The sequence below is a fragment of the Roseicella frigidaeris genome, from assembly GCF_003258945.1.
Classification (GTDB): Bacteria; Pseudomonadota; Alphaproteobacteria; order Acetobacterales; family Acetobacteraceae; genus Paracraurococcus; species Paracraurococcus frigidaeris.
Genome location: NZ_QLIX01000008.1, coordinates 1 through 20515, shown reverse-complemented (window position 1 = coordinate 20515; position 20515 = coordinate 1). Strand labels below are relative to the sequence as shown.

Sequence of the window (20515 nt, the reverse complement as noted above, 5' to 3'; positions counted from 1 at the left end):
CGCTGCGGCCGGCGCCGCGCCGCCTCACCCGCGGGCCGCGCACAGGACGCTCGCGCCGATCAGCAGCCCGCCGGCCAGGACGTCCCAGCCCAGCCTCTCGCCAAGCCAGAGATTCGAGAGCGCGACGCCGAGCGCCGGCACGGCCAGGAATCCGACCGAGGCCATGATGCCCGACAGGCGGCGCCCCGCCTCCACGGTCGCCCAGGTGCCGATCGGCGCCGCGACGGCGCCGACGAAGGCGGCATGCGGCCAGGCGCCGGGGCCGATGCCGCCCCCCGGCTCCCGCCAGAGCGCCAGCGGCAGCAGCAGCGCGGTGCCAACGGCGAAGCACCAGGGCAGCAGCTCCAGCACCGGGCGCTGCGGCGGGAAGCGCCGGGTGACGAGGATGGCGAGGCTCCAGCAGAGACTCGCCACCAGCAGCATGGCATAGCCCGGCAGCGCGCCGAGGCCCTGGCCCAGCAGGTCCCAGGGCCGCATCAGCACCAGCACGCCGAGCAGCCCGACCAGCACCGCCAGCCATTGCCGCCGCGAGACGCGGTCGCCGAGCAGCCAGACCGAGAGCGGGATCAGCCAGAACACCGTGACATTGGCGAGGATGGCGGTGCGCCCCGCCGGCACCCATTCCAGCGCCAGATGCGTCAGCGCGAAGAAGGCGCCGAGCTGCAGCAGCCCGATGCCGGCGATGCTGACGAGGTCGTGCCGCTCCGGCCAGCGCAGCCGCCGCAGCAGCGTCAGCAGCAGCGCCGAGGCCAGCGCCGCCAGGCCGGCCCGGTTCACCGCGAACCAGAGCGGCGTCGCCTCGGCCAGCGCCGCCTTGGTCACCGGCCAGATGCCGCCGAAGAGGCAGACGGAGACGGCCAGATAGGGCAGGCCGGCGGCCAGGCCGCGCCCGGCCGCCGGGCGCGCGGCGACCGGCGCCGCCCCGGCCAGCGGCGCCCTGGCCAGTGGCTCCCTGGCCAGCGGCTCCCCGGCCAGTGGCTCCCCCTGGGCCTCGGCCGGCATGGCGGGGCGATGCCGGAGGGACGCCATGCCCGGCTGCCTCAGTCCGCCACCTGCAGCATGATCTTGCCGATATGCTGGCTGCTCTCCATCAGCGCGTGCGCCGCCGCCGCCTCGCGCAGCGGGAAGACCTTGTCGATCGGCGGCGCCACCTTGCCGGCCTCGAGCAGCGGCCAGACCTTCTCGCGCAGCGCCCTGGCGATCTCGCCCTTCTGCGCCGTGGTCCGCGGCCGCATGGTGCTGCCGGTGACGACGAGGCGGCGCAGCATGATCGGGCGGAGATCGACCTTCTCCGCCTCGAAGCCGCCGAGGAAGGCGATGAGGACGAGCCGCCCATCCATGCCGAGGCAGCGCAGGTTGCGGCCGAAATACTCGGCGCCCACCATGTCGAGCACCACGTCGGCGAGCTTGCCGCCGGTCTCGCGCTTCACCGCCTCGACGAAATCCTCGGTGCGGTAGTTCACCGCGACATCGGCGCCGAGCTCGCGGCAGGCGCGGCACTTCTCCTCGCTGCCGGCGGTGGCGATCACCCGCGCCCCGAAGGCCTTGGCGAGCTGGATGGCGGTGACGCCGATGCCGGAGGTGCCGCCATGGATCAGCGCCGTCTCGCCGGGCTGCAGCCGGCCATGGCCGAAGAGATTCGCCCAGACGGTGAAGAAGGTCTCCGGCAGCGCGGCGGCGCGGATGGCGTCGAAGCCCCGCGGCCAGGGCAGGCATTGCGCCGCCGGGGCGGTGCAGTACTCGGCATAGGCGCCGCCATTGGTCAGCGCCGCGACCCTGTCGCCGGGCTTCCAGGGCGCCGCCTCCGGCCCGGCCGCCACCACCTCGCCGGCGGTCTCGAGGCCGATCACCGGGCTCGCGCCCGGCGGCGGCGGATACTGGCCCTTGCGCTGCTGCACATCCGGCCGGTTCACCCCCGTCGCCAGCACCCGGATCAGGACCTCGTCCGGCCCGGGCCGCGGCAGCGGGCCGGTCTTCGGCACCAGCACCTCCGGCGCGCCGCCGGCGCCGTGGTCGATGAAGGTCATGGTCTCGGGCAGGGGCGACATGGCGTTCCTCGTTCTCCGGCGGGCGGCGGAGGTTCCGCGCCGCGCCCTGCCCCGTCAAGCGGCCCCGCCCGCCACCGGCGCGGGGTTGCGCCGGCCGGCCGGCCCGCGGAGTATCCGGCCATTCCGCCACGCAACGAAGGGACAGGCATGGCCCGGACCGCCCGCCGCCCGCTGCTCGGCGGCCTCGCCGCCCTGGCCGGCGGCCTGCCTGCCCTCCGCAGCCCGGCCCTGGCGCAGCAGCCCGAGGCCGCCAGCCTCCGGCTCGGCGCTCTCTTCCCCTTCACCGGCCCCCTCGCCCTGCTCGGCGACGAGCATTTCCGCGGGCTCGAGCTGGCGGCCGAGGAGCGCAACGCCGCCGGCGGCCTGCTCGGCAAGCCGATCCGCCTGCTCCGCGGCGACGTCGCCGATGCGGCGCAGGCGCAGGCCGAGGTGAAGCGGCTGCAGGGGACGGAGCGCGCGGTGGCGCTGTTCGGCACCTGCGCCTCGCCGCTCGCCTTCGCCGCGACCCAGGCGGCGGAGCTGCAGGGCATCCCCTATATCGAGCTCGGCGCCATCGCCGACCCGATCACCGATCGCGGCTTCCGCCTGCTGGTGCGCACCTGCCCGCGCGCGGCGGAGGTGGGACGCATGGCGGTGGACGCCGTCGCCGAGCAGCTGACGCTCGCCTGGAACAAGCCGCTCGGCGGCCTCTCGGTCGCGGTGCTGCACGAGGACAGCCTCTACGGCCAGTCGGTCGCCGGCGCGCAGGAGGCGCAGCTCAAGGCCCGCGGCATGACGCTGGCGGAGCGGCTCACCTACTCCATCCGCAGCGTCGAATGGCCGCCGCTGGTGCAGCGGCTGAAGGGGCTGGACGCCGAGGTGCTCCTGCACACCGGCTACCAGAACGACATCCTGCTGCTCTACCGCGGCTTCCGGGAGGCGGGCTGGCGGCCGCGCATGGTGGTCGGCGCCGGGGCCGGCTACAGCCTGACCGACACGGCCCACGCCATCGGCCCGGATTTCGAGGGCACGCTGAATGTCGACGTGCCGCAGTTCGAGGTGAACGAAAGGCTGGCGCCGGGGGTGAAGCCCTTCCTCGAGCTTTACCGCAAGCGCTACGGCAGCGATCCGCGCTCGGGCAGCAGCCTGTCCAACTATGTCGGCGCCCGGGCCGCCTTCGATGCCATCCAGCGCGCCGCGGCCACCGAGAAGGACAGGATCCGCGCCGCCCTGCAGGCCACCGACATCGCCGAGGGCGCGACCGCGAATGGCTGGGGCATCCGCTTCGACGAGAAGGGCCAGAACACCCGGGCCCGTCCCATCCTGCTGCAATGGCAGGGCGGCCGGCAGGTCGCGGTGGGGCCGGCCGAGGCCGCGGTGGCGCCGCTGAAGGGCCGCATGGGGGCGGTGGGCTGAGGGACGTCCCGGCGATCCGGTAACGGAATAAATTCCTTGAAATTGCGCGCGCAGGTTGGGTACGATTTCCCAACGAGGCGCCCGCGCCCGGCGGGGGCCATGGCCGGGAAGGAGTGCCCCCATGCTTCCCCTCATCCCCCTGATCTCCCTCGCCGGCAGCCTGGTGCCGGAGCTGGTCGGCCTGTTCGGCGGCCGCCGCGCCGGCGAGCTCGCCGGCAAGGTGGCCGAGGCCGTGCAGCAGGTGGCCGGTACCGCCGACCCGGCGGCGGCGGCGCGCAGCGTGCAGGAGGACGCCGCCAAGGCCGGCGCGCTGCGCCTCCGGCTGGAGGAGATCCGCATCCAGTACCAGGCGCTGCAGGTCGAGGACGCCGCCTCGGAGCGGCAGGCCCTGCTGGAGACGCTGCGCGTGGAGGCGGCGGACCGCGCCCGGGCCGGCGCCAACCTCTCGGCCGCCCTGCTCGCCCCCGGCGTCTCGGCCAGCATCGCCGCCGCGACCCCGGCGGCGGTCTCGGCCCTGGTGCTGGCCGGCTTCTTCGGCTTCACCGCCTGGCTGGTGCGCTTCCCGCCGGCGGGCGGCGACCCGACCACGCTCACCCTGCTCAACGTCGTGGTCGGCGCGCTGGTCGCGGGCTTCACGGCGGTGGTGAATTTCTGGCTCGGCTCCAGCCAGGGCTCGCGCGACAAGGACCGCACCGTCGCCAGCCTGCAGCAGGCGCAGATGCAGGCCGGCGCAGGGGCGGGGGCGGCGCGCGCCCCGGCGACGGCGCTGGAGGCGCTCGTCGCGGCCCCCTTCGCCGGGCTCGCCCCGGCCAGGGCGACGCCCCGCCCCGGCCAGCCCGGGCGCTTCGATCTCTGCCTGGAGGTGGTGCTGCAACAGGAAGGCGGCTTTTCCAACGACGCCGCCGACCCGGGCGGCGCGACGCAGATGGGCATCACCGAGCATTGCCTCGCCGCCTGGCGCGGCCGGCCGGTGACGCCAGAGGAGGTGCGCGCCCTCTCGGCCGAGGAGGCGAAGGAGATCTACCGCGCCCAGTACTGGAACCTGATGCGCTGCGAGGACCTGCCGCGCGGCATCGACCTGATGGTCTTCGATTTCGGCGTGAATGCCGGGCCCGGCACCTCGGTGAAGCTGTTGCAGCGGGCGGTCGGGGTGAAGCCGGACGGCGCGGTCGGCCCCTACACGCTGCGGGCGGCGAAGGCGGCCGAAGCCGGCCCGCTCATCGAGGCGCTGGCCCAGGCGCGGCTCGACCATTACCGCGGGCTCGCCACCTTCCCCCGCTTCGGCCGCGGCTGGGCCCGGCGGGTGGAGGATGTCCGCCGGCAGGCGCTGCTGATGGCCGGCGCCTGATCCCGACGGCGGCGGCCGGTGACCCACCGACCGCCCGCCTTGGCAGTCCCCTTGGCGCCGGGCGGCATGCGCCGCGGTTGCGGCGGCGCCCCTCTCGGGCGCTCGGCAGGGATGAACCCTTTGGCAGGACTCTGCCCCGCCCCGCCTGCCTCCGGCGCCTCAGGCCGGCGGTGCGGGATCGAGCCGCTTGCCGCTGCCGGCCTGGAAGACGTGCAGCGCCTCGGGCGGCAGGGCGATGGGCAGCACCCCCTCGCGCGGCGCGGCGCCGGCGAGCTTGACCACCAGCGCCTCGCCGCCCGGCAGCCGGCCATGCAGCACCGTCTCCGAGCCGAGCGGCTCCACGAGCTCGAGCGCCAGGGGCAGGCCCGCCGGGTCGGGGCGGAGATGCTCCGGCCGGATGCCGATGGTGAGCGGCTCCCCCTCGGCCCCCGGGCGCGGCCCATCGGCGAAGCGGATCACCGGCCCGGCGGCGAGCGCGACGGCCCGCCCGCCCTCGGCCAGCCGCCCGGCCAGGACGTTCATCGCCGGGCTGCCGATGAAGCCGGCGACATAGGTGTCGGCCGGGCGCTCGAACACCTCCATCGGGGTCGCCACCTGCGCCGCATGGCCCTGATGCATGACGACGAGGCGGTCGCCGAGCGTCATCGCCTCCACCTGGTCATGGGTGACGAAGAGGCTGGTGACGCCGAGCCGCTTCTGCAGCCGGCGGATCTCGGCGCGCATCTGCACCCGCAGCTTGGCGTCGAGGTTGGAGAGCGGCTCGTCGAAGAGGAAGAGCTTCGGCTCCCGCACGATGGCGCGGCCCATGGCGACGCGCTGGCGCTGGCCGCCGGAGAGCTGCCGCGGCCGGCGGTCGAGCAGCGCCTCGATGCCGAGCAGCGCCGCCGCCTCCCCCACCCGCCGCGCGATCTCGGCCCGCGGCAGGCCGCGGATCCGCAGGCCGTAGCCCATGTTCTGGGCGACGGTCATGTGCGGGTAGAGGGCGTAGTTCTGGAACACCATGGCGATGTCGCGCTCCGCCGGCTCGAGCGCGGTGACGTCGCGGCCGCCGATGACGACGCGGCCGCCGCTCGGGCGCTCGAGCCCCGCCACGATGCGCAGCAGGGTCGACTTGCCGCAGCCCGAAGCGCCGACGATGACGATCATCTCGCCATCCCGGACGGCGAGGTCGACGCCGTGCAGCACCTCGACCGGGCCGAAGGACTTGCGGATGCCCGCGAGGTCCAGCGTCGCCATTACTTCTCGGTCTCCGTCAGGCCCTTGACGAACCAGCGCTGCATGAGGAGCACCACCAGCACCGGCGGCAGCAGCGCCAGCACGCAGGTGGTCATCACCAGGCTCCAGTCGGTGTTCGACTCCGAGCCGATCATCTTCACCATGCCGATCACCACCGTCTCGACATCCTCGGAGGTGGCGACCAGCAGCGGCCAGAGATACTGGTTCCAGCCATAGACGAAGAGGATGACGAAGAGCGCCGCCATGTTGGTGCGCGACAGCGGCAGCACCACGTCGCGGAAGAAGCGCAGCGGCCCGGCGCCGTCCATCTTCGCCGCCTCGACGAACTCGTCCGGGATGGTGAGGAAGAACTGCCGGAAGAGCAGGGTCGCGGTGGCCGAGGCGATGATCGGGATGATCAGGCCGGCATAGGTGTTCACCAGGCCGAGGTCGGAGACGACCTTGAAGGTGGGGAAGATCCGCACCTCGACCGGCAGCATCAGGGTGAGGAAGATCGACCAGAACACCAGGTTGCGGCCGGGGAGGCGGAAGAACACCACCGCATAGGCCGAGAGGATCGAGATCGCGATCTTCCCGACCGCGACGCAGAGCGCCATGACGGTGCTGTTCCACAGCATCCGGGCGACCGGCACGCCGGTGGGGCCGCGGCCCCAGGCGGCGGCGTAATTCTCGGCCGCGTGCGGGCCGGGCAGCAGCGGCACCTCGCCGCGGCCGATGGTGGCGGCGTCGTGGCTCGATCCCATGAGCACGATCCAGAGCGGCAGGGCGAAGAGCACGACGCCGAGCAGCAGCACGGCATGCGCCAGCCAGTCCGTGCCCGCCCGGCCGCCGGGGGAGTCAGTAGTGGACACGGCGCTCGATGAAGCGGAACTGGACGGCGGTGAGCAGGATGACGACCAGCATCAGCACCACCGACTGGGCCGAGGACATGCCGAGATCGAGGTTCACCCGCCCGTCGATATAGGCGCGGTAGATCAGCGTCTCCGTCGCCCGCGCCGGCCCGCCCTTGGTCAGCGCGTCGATGACGCCGAAGGTCTCGAAGAAGGCGTAGACCAGGTTGACGACCAGCAGGAAGAAGGTGGTCGGCGAGAGCAGCGGGAAGGTCACGGTCCAGAAGCGGTAGGCCGGCCGGGCGCCGTCGATGGCGGCGGCCTCCAGCACCGATTTCGGGATGCTCTGCAGCCCGGCGAGGAAGAAGATGAAGTTGTAGGAGACCTGCTTCCAGGCGGCGGCGAGGATCACCACCAGCATCGCCTGGGTGCCGTTCAGCTTGTAGTCGAAGGGCAGGCCGGCCTCGTTGAGGGCGCGGCCGAGCAGCCCGATCTGCGGGTGGAAGAGGAAGATCCACAGCACCGCGGCGACCGCCGGCGCGATGGCGTAGGGCCAGACCAGCAGGATGCGGTAGAGGCCGGCCCCGCGGATCTGCCGGTCCGCCATCACCGCCAGCAACAGCGCGACGGTCAGCGCGATCAGGCTGACCCCGGCCGCGAAGACGAGGGTGTTGCGCAAGGTCTCGAGATAGAGCGGGTCGGCGAAGAGATCCTGGAAATTCTCGAGGCCGACGAAGCTGGTGCGGATGCCGAAGGCGTCCTGCCGGAGGAAGGCGAACCACACCGCCTGCCCCGCCGGCCAGAAGAAGAAGAGGATGGTGACGAGGAGCTGCGGCGCCACCAGGAGGCAGGGCAGCAGCTTCCCCTCGAAGACGGTCTTGCGCTCCACCCCCGACCTCCCGGCCTCCAGGCTCCCGGCCCGTCAGGCCTTGTTGGCCTTCTCGAAATTCCGCAGCACCACGTTGCCGCGCCGGTTGGCGCTCTCCAGCGCCTGGGTGGCGCCCTGCTGGCCCTGCAGCGCCTTCTCCAGCTCCTCCTGGATGATGTTGCGGATCTCCACCATGCCGCCGAGCCGGAAGCCCATGCTGTTCGGCGTCGGCTCGGCGCGGGAGAGCTGGATGATGGCGGCGTCGGCGCCCGGGTTCTGCGCGTAGTAGCCCTCGGCCCTGGCCTTCTCGTAGCCGGCGAGGGTGATCGGCACGTAGCCGGTCGACTTGTGCCACCAGAGGTCCTGCTCGGCCTCGGAGATGAACTGGAAATAGGCGGCGACCGCCTTGTACTCCGCGGGCGTGCGGTTGCGGGCGGTCAGGGTCCAGAGGCTGGCGCCGCCGATGACGCCGTTCTTCGGGCTCTTCGTCAGGTCGTCGTGATAGGGCAGCGGCACCGCGGCCCATTTGAACTTCGCCTCCTTCTCCAGCCGGGAGCGGAGGGAGGAGGACATGAAGCTGATCGCCGCCTCGCCGGCGACGAAGAGCCCGTCCGCGGCGTTGTCGCGGCCGCCATAGCGGAACAGCCCGTCCTTCTGCGCCGCCAGCAGGTACTCGACCTGCTTGACGAAGAGCGGGCCGGTGAGCCGCAGCTCGGTGCCGAGCCCCTCGAAGCCGTTGGCCAGGGTGGCGAAGGGCACGTCGTGCATCGCCGCCATCTGCTCGAACATCACCCAGGTGGGCCAGGAGGTGGTCATCGGCACCGGGGTGGCGCCCGCCGCCTTCAGCTTCTCCGAGGCCTGGCGGAGCTGCGCCCAGGTCCTCGGCAGATCGGTGGTCGAGAGCCCGGCCTTGGCGAAGGCGTCGAGGTTCAGGAACATGATGGCGGAGGAGGAGTTGAAGGGCATCGAGATCAGCCGGCCCTTCGTGTCGCTGTAATAGCCCCGCACCCCCGCCAGGTAGCGCTTCGGGTCGAGCGCCACGCCATTCTCGCCGAGCAGCTCGTGCACCGGCCGGATGGCGGGCCCGGCCGCCATCATGGTGGCGGTGCCGACCTCGAAGACCTGCACGATATGCGGCGCGTTGCCGGCCCGCCAGGCGGCGATGGCGCCGGTCATGGTGTCGGTGTAGCCGCCCTTGAAGCTCGGCACGACGGTCACCGCCGGCTGGCTGGCGTTGAAGCGCCTCACCTGCTCGGCCACGACCTCCCCCAGCACCCCCGGCATGGCGTGCCAGAACTGGATCTCGGTGCGGGCCTGGGCCCGGAGGCTCGCCGGCGCGGCGAGGCCGAGGGCGGCGGCCCCGGCCATGAAGGAACGGCGCTGCATGGCGGCGTGGTCTCTCCCTGTCCCGTTCTGCGGTGGGCGGCGAGTAGCCGCCGTGCGTTGCGTCGCTGTGACAGAAGAACGGCAGAACGATGAAGGGGGCAAGCGCGATGACGCGGCCGGCCGGCATCACGCACCGGACTGTGTGCCGCCCGGTGGCCGCCGCGCCGCCCGGGCGCGGCGCCGGTCCAGCCGCTAGGCCGCGGCGGGAGCCGGGACGCGCTTTCGCTAACCGGGGTCCTTGCCCCGCAGCGCCTCGCCCATGCCGCGGCTCTCGGCATCGTCGCTCTCGATCGGGCCGGTATAGCCCTCCTCGTTCTGCCAGTAGCCGGCGACGCGGTCGAGCGGCACGGTCAGGCGCAGGGTCTCGCCCTCGATATCGGCGACCATCGAGAGCGGCAGCCAGTGATGCCGCCCGCCGGCGCCCCGGTCGGTGCGCGTGAGCTTGATGCGGTCGCCGTCCAGGTGGTCGACGGTGCCGACATGGCCGCCATCGGCCCCGACCACCTCCATGTGCTCGCGGATGCTCTCGCGGGTCGGTCGCATGCGCCTGTCTCCTCTTGCTGGGACGGGGCGGAAACGGCGCAGGCCCCCGCCGGGATGCAGGGGGCGGCCGCTCGTTACGCGCCCCGCCTCAGCCGGTCAGCCGCGCATATTGCGCCGGGTCGGTCGCCCCCTCGGTGCCGAAGAGCAGGATGCGGCTCCCCTCCTCCAGCCCCAGCATGGAGCGGCCGAAGGGGTCGCGGGCGGCGAGCAGCAGGCCGGCGAGGCCGGCGACCGCGCTCTCGCCGGCGACCACCTTCGGCTCGCGCCGCGCCAGCAGCTTCATGCAATCCACCGCCGACTCGTCCGGCACCGCCATCCAGGCGAAGGCCGCCCGCTCCAGCTCCTGCCAGGCGAGCAGGCTCGGCTCGCCGCAGGCGAGGCCGGCCATCAGCGTGTCGAGCTCGCCCTCGAGCGCGGTCGGCTGCCCGGCCTCGGCGCTGGCCAGCAGGCAGGCGGCCTGCTCCGGCTCCACGACGACGAGGCGCGGCGCGGCGGCGCCGTAGCGGGCGCGCATCTGCACCGAGACCGCGGCGGCGACGCCGCCGACGCCGCCCTGGACGAAGACATGGGTCGGCGGCTGGTCGAGCGCCTCGGCCGCCTCCTCGGCCATCAGCCGGTAGCCCTGCATGACGTCGCGCGGCACCTCGGTATAGCCGGCATAGGAGGTGTCGGAGACGACGAACCAGCGCTCCGCCTCGGCGGTCCGCTGCGCCGCCCGCACCGCGTCGTCATAGGTGCCGGGCACCTCGCGGATCTCGGCGCCGTAGCGGGCGATGGCGTCGCGCCGCGCCTGGCTGACGCCGGCATGGACGAAGATGACGCAGCGGGCGCCGAAGCGCTCCGCCCCCCAGGCGACGCTGCGGCCGTGGTTGCCGTCGGTGGCGCAGGTGACGGTGAGCTTGCGCGTCTCCTCCCGCAGGCCGCCTTCGGCCAGCTCCGCCGCCGTCGCGGCATTGGCGAGGCCGCGGCGCGCCAGCTCGGCCTGCAGCAGGCGCATCACCGCATAGGCGCCGCCGAGCGCCTTGAAGCTGCCGAGGCCGAAGCGGCCGCCCTCGTCCTTCCAGTGGATCGCCGCCACCCGGGCGGCGGTGGCGAGCTCGGGCAGGGCGAGCAGCGGCGTCGGCGCATAGCCGGGCCAGGCGGTGATCTCCTCCTTCGCCCGGCGGAAGCCGGACTCGGGCAGGACGACCACGCCCGGTGTCCCGGCATGGCGATTGAGCAAGAGGCGATAGGAGCGACGAGGGATGGTCATGGCAGCGGGAAAATGGCCCGCTTGCACCGCCGCTGCCAAGGCGCGACATGGCATGGCGGCCCCGGGCTGGGGCAACGGCGCCGGTCGCCGAGGGCGGGAACCGCCTCGAGGCGTGAACCGGCCCTGCGATCAGGGAGCAGGAGCCTCGTCCGGGGCTCCAGGGGAGGTGGCCATGCAGATCACGATCCTGGGCGGGGGCGGCTTCCTCGGCCGCAAGCTGGCGCAGCGCCTGGCGCGGGAGGGACAGCTCGGCGACCAGGCGATCACCGGCCTGACGCTCTTCGACCTCAACGCCCCGCCGCCGCTCGACGCCCCCTTCCCGGTGCGCCGCCTCGCCGGCGACATAGCCGACCCCGCGGCGGTGCAGGCGGCCGTGCCGGCCGGCACCGGGGTGGTGGTGCATCTCGCCGCCGTGGTCTCGGCCCAGGCGGAGGCGGATTTCGACCTCGGCCTGCGGGTGAACCTGCAGGGCACGCTGGCCGTGCTGCAGGCCTGCCGCGCCCTGGCGACGCCCCCGCGGGTGGTCTTCACCTCCTCGGTCGCCAGCTTCAGCGGCGGGCAGGAGGCGCGGCTGGAGGACGATGCCCGCCAGCTCCCCGGCAACAGCTACGGCGCCGAGAAGGCGATGGGCGAGCTGCTGCTGCAGGACGCCTCGCGCCGCGGCTTCGTCGATGCGGTGAACATCCGGCTGCCGACGGTGATCATCCGCCCGGGCCGGCCGAACAAGGCCGCCTCCTCCTTCGTCTCGGCGATCCTGCGCGAGCCGCTGCTCGGCCTCGAGACCGATCTGCCGGTGGGCGAGGCCTTCGCGGTCTGGATCTGCTCGCCGCGCCGCGCGGTCGACTGGTTCCTGCACGCCATGACCATGGACACCAAGGGGCTCGGCCTCGACCGCGGCATCAACCCGCCGGGGCGCAGCGCGACGGTCGGCAAGATGCTGAGCGCGCTCGAGGCGGTGGCCGGGCCGGAGGCGCGGGCCCGGGTGCGGCACGCGCCCGACCCGGCGATCGAGGCGATCGTCGGCACCTGGCCGGCGAGCTTCACCGCCGAGCGGGCCCGGCGGCTGCTCGGCTTCTCCGAGCAGGAGAGCCTGGAGGAGATCATCGAGGCCTTCATCGCGGACGACCTCGCCGCGACGCGGGCCGAGCGCGGGCTCTGAGACCGAGCGCAGGACGGTTTCACCGTCCTGCCCCCTCAAGCGCAGGGCGCAAACCTCCCTACCCCCGTCAGCCATGGCCGGAGCCAGCGGAGCAGCAGCAGCGCGGCCAGCAGCCAGAGCCCCACGATCAGCGCCGCCCCGGCCCGGCTGACCGGCCGCGCCGCCGCGGCCGCCGCCCGGGCGCGGAACTCGGCGAGCAGCGGCGCCGGGATCAGCCGCGCCGCCAGCAGCAGGCCGAGGGGCAGCAGCACCGCCTCGTCCAGCAGGCCGAGCACCGGGATGGCGTCCGGGATCAGGTCGATCGGCGAGAGCGCATAGGCGGCGAGCAGAAAGGCGAGCAGCCGCGCCGGCCAGGGGGTGCGCGGGTCGCGCGCGGCGAGCCAGAGCGCATGCGCGTCGCGGCGGATGCCCCGGGCCCAGCGGCGCAGCCGCCCGAGCATGGCTACCCCGCCTCATCCTTCGCGCCGGCGGCCAGCATGGCGGCGCGGATCGCCGGCGGCACCGGCACTCGCTCGCCGGTATCCTGGCGCACCGCCACCAGCACGGTGCGGCAGGAGAAGCAGAGCCCGTCCTTCCACACCGCATACTCATGCACGAAGCTGGTGCGCTTCACCGCGGCGAAGCGGAGCGTCAGCAGCGCCTCGTCCTCGAAGACCAGGGAGCGGAGGTAGCGCGCCTCGATCTGCGCCACCACCGGGCTCACCGCATCCGCGGCGAAGCGGCCGCCGAGCGCCGACCAGCCCGGCCCGACGCGCAGATCCTCGCAGAAGGTCAGGTAGGCGGTGTTGTTGGCATGGCCGAGCGCGTCGCATTCGGACCAGCGGATGCGGTGCCGGCGCCAGGCCGCCCAGTCGCCCTCGACCCCGAACGCCGCGCGTTCCTCCGGCGTCATCGCCCGCCCCCTGCCCTTGCCTCTGCCGCAGGGGGTAGCGCAGCCTGCGGGGGATGCCCAGGGCGGGGATGCCCCGGGAAGGAGGCCGAGGGAGCTGCCGCGACACGACGGCGGACGACCCGGACCGGGCCAGGGAGGACCCGCATCCATGATGGCACGCCGCCGGCTGCTCGCCGCACCGCTCGGGCTCCTCGCGGCGCCCGCCCTCGCCCAGACCGGCCCCGGCGCCGCCTGGCCGACCGCCCGCGCGATCGAGGTCTTCGTTCCCTTCCCCGCCGGCGGCGGCGTCGACACCATGGTGCGCGGCGTGCTGCAGGCGGTGGCGCCGCACCTGCCCGGGGCGCGCTTCGTGGTGACCAACCGGCCCGGCGCCGGCGGGCAGCTCGGCTTCGAGGCGAATTTCAACGCCGCGCCGGATGGCTACACCCTCGGCGGCGCCACCAACACCGCGATGAACGCCATCAGCATCGAGCGGACGCCGCGCTACCGGCCGGAGGCCTTCACATACATCGCCAATGTCGTCGACGACCCGGCCGCCTTCTGGGTGCACCCCGACAGCCCCTGGCAGGGCCTCGCCGACCTCGCCGCGGCGGCGCGGGCGCGGCCGGAGAGCTACGGCGTCGGCACCGCGGGCGTCGGGTCGGACGACCACATCCTGCAGCTCTCCTTCGAGGAGGCGACCGGCACCCGGCTGGTGCATGTTCCCTACAACGGCACCGCGCCGACGCTGCGCGACCTGCTCGGCGGCCGCCTGCCGATCGGCAGCTTCAACATGGGCGAGGGCCTGCCGCTGCTGCGGGAAGGGCGGCTGCGCTGCCTCGGCCAGGCCGGGCCGCAGCGCTGGTCCGCCGCCGCGGCGGTGCCGACCTTCCGCGAGCAGGGCTTCGACATCCTGGGCGGCAGCGCCCGCGGCATCGCCGGCCCGCCCGGCCTGCCGGCCGAGATCGCCGCGGCGCTGCGCGCCGCCTTCGGCGCCGCCCTGGCCGATCCCGCCTTCCTCGCCGAGGCGGAGCGGATGAACCTGCCGCTCCGCCCGCTGGTCGGCGAGGCCTATGCGGCGATGATGGCGGCCGACCTCGCCACGCTGCGGCGGCTCTGGGCGCGCCGCCCCTGGAAGGAATAGGCCGGGCCCGTCGCGCGGACGCGCCCGGGCGGGTGGCGCCGCGCCGGCCGCTTGCGCCCGCCGCTTGCGCCCACCGCTTGCGCCCGCCGGGCCGGGCGGCGAGGCTCGGGCAAAACCGTCCGGGGAGGACCGCCATGATCCGCCGACGCCACACCGTCGCCTGCCTCGCCGCGCTCGCGGCACCGGGGCTCGCGCCGCGGATCGGCCGCGCCCAGGCCACCGCCCCTGGCTGGCCGGGGGAACGGCCGATCGAGGTGGTGGTGCCGGTGCCGCCCGGCGGCGCGCTGGATGCGCTGGCCCGGCTGCTGATGCCGCATGTCTGCGCGCATCTCGGGGAGGGGGCGCGCTTCGTGGTGATCAACCGCCCCGGCGCCGGCACCCAGCTCGGCAACGAGGCGGTCTTCAACGCCGCGCCGGATGGCTACACCCTCGGCTGCATCACCGCCCCGGCGCTGCCTGCCCTGCCGATCGAGCGGCAGGTCCGCTACCGCAGCGCCGACTTCGCCTGGCTCGCCAATGTCGTCGAGGACCCCAACACCGTCTTCGTGCTGGCCGGCTCGCCGCTGCGCGACCTCGGCGCGCTGGTCGCCACGGCGCGGGCGCGGCCGGGGGCGCTCACCTATGGCAGCACCGGGGTCGGCGGGGACGACCACATCGCCATGCTGGCCTTCGAGGACTGGGCCGGCACGCCGCCCATGGTGCATGTCCCCTTCACCGGCAGCGCGCCGGCGATCCAGGCGCTGCTCGGCGGGCATCTCGACCTGCTGGTGGGCAATATCAGCGAGCATCTGCCGCTGCAGCAGGAGGGGCGGATCCGCGCCCTCGGCCTCGCCGCCCCGGCCCGGTTCGCCCCCCTGCCGCAGGTGCCGACCTTCCGCGAGCAGGGCTTCGACCTGGTCGCCGGCGCGAGTCGCGGCTTCGTCGGCACGCCGGGACTGCCGGCGCCGATGCGGGCGCGGCTGGAGGCGGCCTTCGCCGCGGCGCTCGCCGAGCCGGCCTTCCTGCGGGAGGCCGAACGGGCGGGGATGCCGCTCCGGATCCTGGTCGGCGATGCCTATGCGGCGATGATCGCCGAGATGGAAGGGCGGCTGCGCCATCTCTGGAGTCGGCGTCCCTGGCGTGAATAGGGCACTGCCGGAGTTTGTCACGCAACCGTTGCAATTTTATCGCGGTCGGCCGAGCCGGGCGGCATGGCCCGGTTTGTATCGAATACGAGACATATTGCATGCGAAGGCCTGATTTCCGGGGTCGGAAAGATCTTGTTGCGATTGTTCTTGTTTGATTTATCTACCTATGGTTGTGTCTGCCCTGCCCGGAAACGCGGGTGGTCGTTGTGCTCCCTTGCAGGGCAACTGCGGCTTCGCTTCCAAAACCAGGAAGTTGAATTTAAACTTCTCGTGTTCGCGAGCGGATCGGGAGCCATGTCAGTGACAGTTCGAGACCTCCGCGCGCGGGCCGGCGCGCCGGTGGGTTTTATGAGAGCCGGCTCCGGCGTCGAGCTCAGGCGGCTCCTGCCGGTCCAGCCGCGGACCATGGTCGAACAGGCGGCGGAGGCGATCGTCGCCGGCGCCGCGCGGGGCATCTTCCTGCCGGATGACCGCCTGGTCGAGGCGGAGATCGCCCGCGACCTCGGCATCAGCCGGGTCCCGGTCCGGGAGGCCCTGCGGCTGCTCGAGAGCCAGGGTATCGTCGTCAGCACGCCCTACAAGGGCATGCGGCTGATGCGGATCAGCAACCGGGGCGTCGCCGCCCTGATGCGGGTCCGCCTGTCGCTGGAGACGCTTGCGGTGCGCGAGGCCCTGGCCCAGCCCGGCGGCCGCGAGCGCTTCGACCGGCTGCGGGTGGCGGCGGCCGCCTTCGCCTATGCGCTGGAGGCCAGCGATCCGGCCCTGCCGGTGCTGGCGGAGGTGGAGTTCCATGCCGAGCTCTGCCGCGTCTCCGGCAATCCCTCGCTGCTCGCGCTGTGGCAGGGGCTGGCCCGGCAGCTCGCCGTGGTCTGGGGCCTGGCGCTGCGCCTGCAGGGCGGCCTGCCGCAGAACGAGGAGCACGAGGCGCTGCTCGAGGCGCTGGATGCCGGCGACGAGGCCGGCGCCATCGCCACCCTGGTCGAGCATATCGGGCGCTATGCGCGGCTCGACTTCGAGACGCTGGTCGCCGAGCGGCGCCGGGCCCCGGCGATGTAGCGGCCCCCGGCCGCATGGGCTTGCCGGCGAGGGCGGCTGGCGGGAGCATGCGCCGACCTCTCCCGCCGGAGCCGCACCATGCCGGATACCCCTGCCCCGCACCTCACCCAGAACTGGGTGCTCCGCAAGCCCGCCGCGCGCGGCGCCGGGGGCATGGTGGTCTCCCAGGTCGGGTCGGCCGCCGAGGCCGGCGCCGCCATGCTCGCGGCCGGCGGCACCGCGGCCGATGCCGCGGTCGCCACCGCCTTCGCCCTCGCCGCGGTCGAGCCGTGGAATTCCGGCCTCGGCGGCATCGGCTTCGCGCAGGTGATGCAGCCCGGCATGGCCCGCGCCGAGACGCTGGATTTCGGCCCGGTCTCGCCCGCCGGCCTCGACCCCAGCGCCTTCCCGCTGACCGGCGGGATGAAGCGCGACCTCTTCCCCTGGCCCGAGGTGGTGGGGGACCGGAACGTCCACGGCCCGCTCTCCTTCGTCATCCCCTCGGCGGTCGCCGGCTATGCCCTGCTGCACGAGCGCTACGGCCGGCTGCCGATGCGCGAGGTGCTGGCGCCGGCCCTGGCGCTGGCCCGCCGTGGCCTGCCGCAGGACTGGTACACCACGCTGAAGGTCGCCTCCTCGGCCAGCGTGCTGCGGCTCTATCCGGAGAGCGCCCGGGTCTACCTGCCGAACGGCCTGCCGCCGGTGCCGCCCTATCAGGGCACGCCGGGCAGCTTCGTGCTCGGCAACCTGCCGGCGACGCTGGAGCGGCTGCAGCAGGCCGGGCTGCGCGACTTCTACGAGGGCGAGATCGCGGCGCAGATCATCGCCGATGTGCAGGCGATGGGCGGCGTGCTCTCCGCGGCCGACCTGGCGCAGTGCCGGGCCCGCACCCTGCCCTCCATCGCCGTCCCCTGGCGGGGGCGGGAGCTGATGCTGGTCAATGGCCTGACCGCGGCGCCGACGCTCCGCCGGGTGCTGGAGCGCATGGCCGATGCCGACTGGTCGGGCAGCGAGCCCTCCCCCGCCTGGTATGCCGGGCTCGGCCGGGCGATGCAGGAGGCCTATGCCGAGCGCCTCGCCGGCCTCGGCGATGCCGAACCCCAGGGTGCCGACAGCTGCACCACGCACCTCACCGTCTGCGACAAGGACGGGCTGACCATCGCGATGACGACGACGCTGCTCTCCTCCATGGGCTCGCGCGTCATGCTGCCCGGCACCGGCATCATGATGAACAACGGCGTCATGTGGTTCGACCCGATCCCCGGCACGCCGAACGCCATCGGCCCGGGCAAGCGGCCCCTGAACAACATGTGCCCGGTCATCGCCGCGAGCGGCGGGGCGCCGGAGATCGCGGTCGGCGCCTCGGGCGGGCGGCGCATCATGGCCGCGGTCTTCCAGCTCCTCGCCTTCGTCGCCGATTTCAGCATGGATCCGGAGGCGGCGGCGCATCATCCGCGCATCGACGTCTCCGGGCCGGAGGGGATCAGCGCCGATCGCCGGCTGCCCGAGCCGGTGCTGGCCGCGCTCCGGGGCGCCGGGCCGGTGGAGCTGGTCGAGCATGGCGTGATGCCGATCAACTTCGCCTGCCCCAACCTGATCCGCCGCGGCCCCAAGGGGGTGGTCGGCATCAGCGACGCCGCCAGCCCCTGGAGCGCCGCCGTCGCGGCGGGCTGACGGGCCCCGCAGGGGGGCGTTGAAGGGAAATTAGCCTTCCGCCTGTAACGCTCCCGGGACGCACGCATCCCGAGGGCACCCATGCGGCTGAACGAGCCGATCACCGACCGCGAGATCCTGGTGCCGGAGACCGAGGTCCTCGTCTCCGGCACCGATGCCGGCGGCCGCATCCTGTTCGCCAACCCGGCCTTCGTCGAGGTCAGCGGCTTCGCCGCCGCCGAGCTGGAGGGGGCGCCGCACAACCTGGTGCGGCATCCGCACATGCCGCAGGCGGCCTTCCACGATCTCTGGGCGACGCTGAAGGCCGGCCGGCCCTGGGAGGGGCTGGTGAAGAACCGCACCAAGGGCGGCGACTTCTACTGGGTGCGGGCCAATGTCACCCCGCTCGTCGAGTCCGGCCAGACCACCGGCTACATCTCCATCCGCACCCGCCCCGACCGGGCCGAGATCGCCGCGGCGGAGGCCGCCTATGCGGCGCTGCGCCAGGGCAGCCGGCGCCTCCGCCTGCGGGATGGCGAGCTGGTGCCCACCGGCTGGCGGCATCGCCTCGCCGGGCTGGCGCGGAGCATCACCGGCCGGCTCGGCGCCGCCGGCGCCGTCGCGGCGCTGAGCCTCGGCCTGGTCGGCTGGCTCGGCCTGTCCGGCATGACCGCGATGGAAGCCCGGCTGCGCCAGGTGCAGGAGGAGCGGATCCAGCCGGCGGCGCGCCTGGCCGAGCTGCGCGAGCTGAGCCGCGAGGCCGTGCTGCAGGTCTCGCTGATGCCCGGGGAGCTGCTCGGCCAGACGGGCGTCGCGCCGCGGATCGCGGCGGTGCGGCACCAGCTCGCGCAGATCGACGCGGCCTGGCCGGAGATCGCCGCGCCTCTCCGGGGCGGCGAGGAAGCGGCGCTGGCCGGGGAGCTGGACGCGGCGCGGCGGCGCCTGGTGGCGGAGGGCATCGAGCCGGCCCTCGCCCTGGCCGAGCGGCAGGACGGGCCGGGCCTGCGGGCGCATCTGCAGGCGCGGGTGGCGCCGCTCGCCGAGTCCGTCTCCGCCCTCGGCCTCCGGCTCGGCGCCCTGCAGGCCGATGGCGTCGCCGCGGCGCAGGCCGCCGCGCGGGCGGAGCTGGCCTGGCGGCTCTGGCTGGTGCCGATGGTCGGCCTCGCCGGGCTGGCGCTGCTCGCGGCCATCGGCCTGCTCGGCCTCCGCAGCCTGCGGCGGCATCTCGGCGCCGTCGAGGCGACGCTGCAGCGGCTCAGCCGCGGCGAGTTGCGGGGGCGCATCGCCAGCCCCGCGGCCAGCGAATTCCGGCGGGTGACGAGCCTCCTGCGGGCCCTCCGCGCCCGCCTCTCCTATGCCGAGCAGGAGCATGGCGAGCTCGACCGCCGGGCCGCCGAGGCGCGCTGCGGCGCCATGCGGGAGATGGCCGGCAAGGTGGAGGCCGAGGCGCAGGCCGCGGTCGATGCGGTCGCCGGCCGGTCCGGCCGGATGGCAGCCCAGGCTGCCGAGGTGGCCGAGGCGGCGGGCCGGCTCGGCGAGCATGCCGAGGCCTCGGCCCGGGCCTCCGGGCGGGCGCTGGAGAACACCCAGGCGGTCGCCGCCGCGACCGAGGAGCTCGCCGCCTCCATCCGCGAGATCACGACCCAGACGGCGCATGCGCGGGAGGTGGTCGAGGAGGCGGTCAGGGGCGGCCGTGCCGCGGAGACGACCATCCTCTCCCTCGCCGAGGCGGCGGGACGGGTGAACGAGGTGGTGCGCCTGATCGGCGATGTCGCGGCCAGGACCAACCTTCTCGCCCTCAACGCCACCATCGAGGCGGCCCGGGCCGGCGATGCCGGCAAGGGCTTCGCGGTCGTCGCCGGGGAGGTGAAGCAGCTCGCGGCGCAGACTGCGCGCGCGACCGAGGACATCTCGCGCCAGTTGAACGGCATCGCCACGGCGACGGATGCGGCGGTGCATGCGGTCGCCGGCATGGGCCGCGCCATCGGTCGCATCTCCGAAAGCGCCGGGGTGATCGCTGCCGCGGTCGAGCAGCAGGGCGTGGCGACCCAGGAGATCGCCCGCAACGTCGCCGCCAATGGCGAGGAGGTGCGGGAGATGGCCGGCCGCATCGATGCGGTGGCGCGCGACGCCCTGGCGGCGGGGGCCCGCGCCGCCGAGCTGCGCGACGGCACGGACGAGGTGGACCGTGGGTTGCACGCCCTCCGCGCCTCGCTGAACGACGTGGTGCGCAGCTCCATGGACGAGGCCGACCGGCGGCTCGAGCCGCGCTTCCCGGTGCGGGAGCCCTGCCTGATCGAGGCCGGCACGGTGCAGACGGAGGCGAAGCTGCTCAATCTGTCGGCGCATGGCGCCCTGGTCACCGGCGCCCAGGCCGTGCCGCCCGGCACCCGCGGCGTGCTGACGCTGCCGCGGCACTAGAGCAGATCCTGTCCGGATGACCTCATCCGGACAGGTGAAGATGCTCGCAAAAACAAATACCTAGAGCACTGCCGGTGAACGGACGTTCGCAGGACATGCTCTAGAGCGTGTTACGGACCGAGTTGATCCCAAATATATGGGATGTGTACTGAGCTGCGGCGATATTGCTATCCGACCGACACGAGCGAGGAGGAATGGG

At 73.9% G+C, this 20515-nt stretch carries 18 protein-coding genes; 8 read left to right on the top strand and 10 right to left on the bottom strand.

The window, feature by feature from the left end:
• Positions 1 to 24 precede the first annotated feature (24 nt).
• Positions 25 to 1029 carry a DMT family transporter gene (locus DOO78_RS12605; protein WP_243634526.1) on the bottom strand — a complete coding sequence of 335 codons (1005 nt, stop codon included), beginning with the start codon at positions 1027 to 1029 and terminating at the stop codon, positions 25 to 27.
• Positions 1030 to 1040: 11 nt separating this feature from the next.
• Positions 1041 to 2048, bottom strand: coding sequence for an NAD(P)H-quinone oxidoreductase (locus tag DOO78_RS12600; protein ID WP_111470148.1), 1008 nt, complete (start codon positions 2046 to 2048; stop codon positions 1041 to 1043).
• Positions 2049 to 2195: 147 nt separating this feature from the next.
• On the opposite strand from DOO78_RS12600, the gene DOO78_RS12595 reads away from it, so the two are divergent.
• Together DOO78_RS12595 and DOO78_RS12590 are read left to right on the top strand one after the other, a co-directional pair.
• The gene (locus DOO78_RS12595; RefSeq protein ID WP_111470147.1) at positions 2196 to 3443 is read left to right on the top strand and encodes an ABC transporter substrate-binding protein; all 1248 of its coding nucleotides are present in this window, start codon (positions 2196 to 2198) and stop codon (positions 3441 to 3443) included.
• 121 nt (positions 3444 to 3564) lie between these two features.
• Positions 3565 to 4791, top strand: coding sequence for a glycoside hydrolase family 108 protein (locus tag DOO78_RS12590; RefSeq protein WP_111470146.1), 1227 nt, complete (start codon positions 3565 to 3567; stop codon positions 4789 to 4791).
• A 159-nt stretch (positions 4792 to 4950) separates the two neighbouring features.
• Here the strand turns inward: DOO78_RS12590 and ugpC are convergent, their stop codons facing one another.
• The 6 genes from ugpC to DOO78_RS12560 form a co-directional block, all read right to left on the bottom strand.
• Entirely contained in the window at positions 4951 to 6027 is a 1077-nt protein-coding gene (gene ugpC / locus DOO78_RS12585) for a sn-glycerol-3-phosphate ABC transporter ATP-binding protein UgpC (protein WP_111470145.1), read from the bottom strand.
• On the bottom strand, positions 6027 to 6878 hold the full coding sequence (ugpE, locus tag DOO78_RS12580) for a sn-glycerol-3-phosphate ABC transporter permease UgpE (RefSeq protein WP_111470144.1): 852 nt from the start codon (positions 6876 to 6878) through the stop codon (positions 6027 to 6029). Before ugpE ends, ugpC begins: the two co-directional genes overlap by 1 nt.
• Positions 6865 to 7746 carry a sn-glycerol-3-phosphate ABC transporter permease UgpA gene (gene ugpA / locus DOO78_RS12575; RefSeq protein WP_111470143.1) on the bottom strand — a complete coding sequence of 294 codons (882 nt, stop codon included), beginning with the start codon at positions 7744 to 7746 and terminating at the stop codon, positions 6865 to 6867. The genes ugpE and ugpA overlap by 14 nt, the downstream gene beginning before the upstream one ends.
• Before the next feature lie 33 nt (positions 7747 to 7779).
• Positions 7780 to 9111, bottom strand: coding sequence for a sn-glycerol-3-phosphate ABC transporter substrate-binding protein UgpB (gene ugpB, locus DOO78_RS12570; RefSeq protein WP_111470142.1), 1332 nt, complete (start codon positions 9109 to 9111; stop codon positions 7780 to 7782).
• Between the two features lie 225 nt (positions 9112 to 9336).
• The gene (locus tag DOO78_RS12565) at positions 9337 to 9654 is read right to left on the bottom strand and encodes a DUF2171 domain-containing protein (RefSeq protein ID WP_111470141.1); all 318 of its coding nucleotides are present in this window, start codon (positions 9652 to 9654) and stop codon (positions 9337 to 9339) included.
• An 88-nt stretch (positions 9655 to 9742) separates the two neighbouring features.
• Complete coding sequence (locus DOO78_RS12560; RefSeq protein WP_111470140.1) at positions 9743 to 10906, bottom strand: diaminopropionate ammonia-lyase; 1164 nt, start codon at positions 10904 to 10906, stop codon at positions 9743 to 9745.
• 172 nt (positions 10907 to 11078) lie between these two features.
• Between DOO78_RS12560 and denD the strand changes: the two genes are divergently transcribed.
• Positions 11079 to 12065, top strand: a complete 987-nt coding sequence (gene denD / locus DOO78_RS12555) for a D-erythronate dehydrogenase (protein WP_111470139.1) — start codon at positions 11079 to 11081, stop codon at positions 12063 to 12065.
• A gap of 35 nt (positions 12066 to 12100) precedes the next feature.
• Here the strand turns inward: denD and DOO78_RS12550 are convergent, their stop codons facing one another.
• Together DOO78_RS12550 and DOO78_RS12545 are read right to left on the bottom strand one after the other, a co-directional pair.
• Positions 12101 to 12505, bottom strand: coding sequence for a YkvA family protein (locus DOO78_RS12550; RefSeq protein WP_111470138.1), 405 nt, complete (start codon positions 12503 to 12505; stop codon positions 12101 to 12103).
• Between the two features lie 2 nt (positions 12506 to 12507).
• Positions 12508 to 12957 carry an acyl-CoA thioesterase gene (locus DOO78_RS12545; protein ID WP_165838867.1) on the bottom strand — a complete coding sequence of 150 codons (450 nt, stop codon included), beginning with the start codon at positions 12955 to 12957 and terminating at the stop codon, positions 12508 to 12510.
• Between the two features lie 148 nt (positions 12958 to 13105).
• Here DOO78_RS12545 and DOO78_RS12540 point away from each other — a divergent pair, with 148 nt between their 5' ends.
• The 5 genes from DOO78_RS12540 to DOO78_RS28425 all read left to right on the top strand — a co-directional run bounded on the left by DOO78_RS12540 (position 13106) and on the right by DOO78_RS28425 (position 20316).
• Positions 13106 to 14080 carry a tripartite tricarboxylate transporter substrate binding protein gene (locus tag DOO78_RS12540; protein WP_111470136.1) on the top strand — a complete coding sequence of 325 codons (975 nt, stop codon included), beginning with the start codon at positions 13106 to 13108 and terminating at the stop codon, positions 14078 to 14080.
• Positions 14081 to 14214: 134 nt separating this feature from the next.
• Positions 14215 to 15207, top strand: a complete 993-nt coding sequence (locus DOO78_RS12535) for a tripartite tricarboxylate transporter substrate binding protein (RefSeq protein WP_111470135.1) — start codon at positions 14215 to 14217, stop codon at positions 15205 to 15207.
• Positions 15208 to 15555: 348 nt separating this feature from the next.
• Positions 15556 to 16263, top strand: a complete 708-nt coding sequence (locus DOO78_RS12530; protein ID WP_165838866.1) for a GntR family transcriptional regulator — start codon at positions 15556 to 15558, stop codon at positions 16261 to 16263.
• Positions 16264 to 16341: 78 nt separating this feature from the next.
• The gene (locus DOO78_RS12525) at positions 16342 to 17916 is read left to right on the top strand and encodes a gamma-glutamyltransferase (RefSeq protein WP_111470133.1); all 1575 of its coding nucleotides are present in this window, start codon (positions 16342 to 16344) and stop codon (positions 17914 to 17916) included.
• Positions 17917 to 17997: 81 nt separating this feature from the next.
• Positions 17998 to 20316 (top strand): methyl-accepting chemotaxis protein, encoded by a 2319-nt coding sequence (locus DOO78_RS28425; RefSeq protein ID WP_111470132.1) that lies wholly within the window; start codon positions 17998 to 18000, stop codon positions 20314 to 20316.
• Positions 20317 to 20515 lie beyond the last annotated feature (199 nt).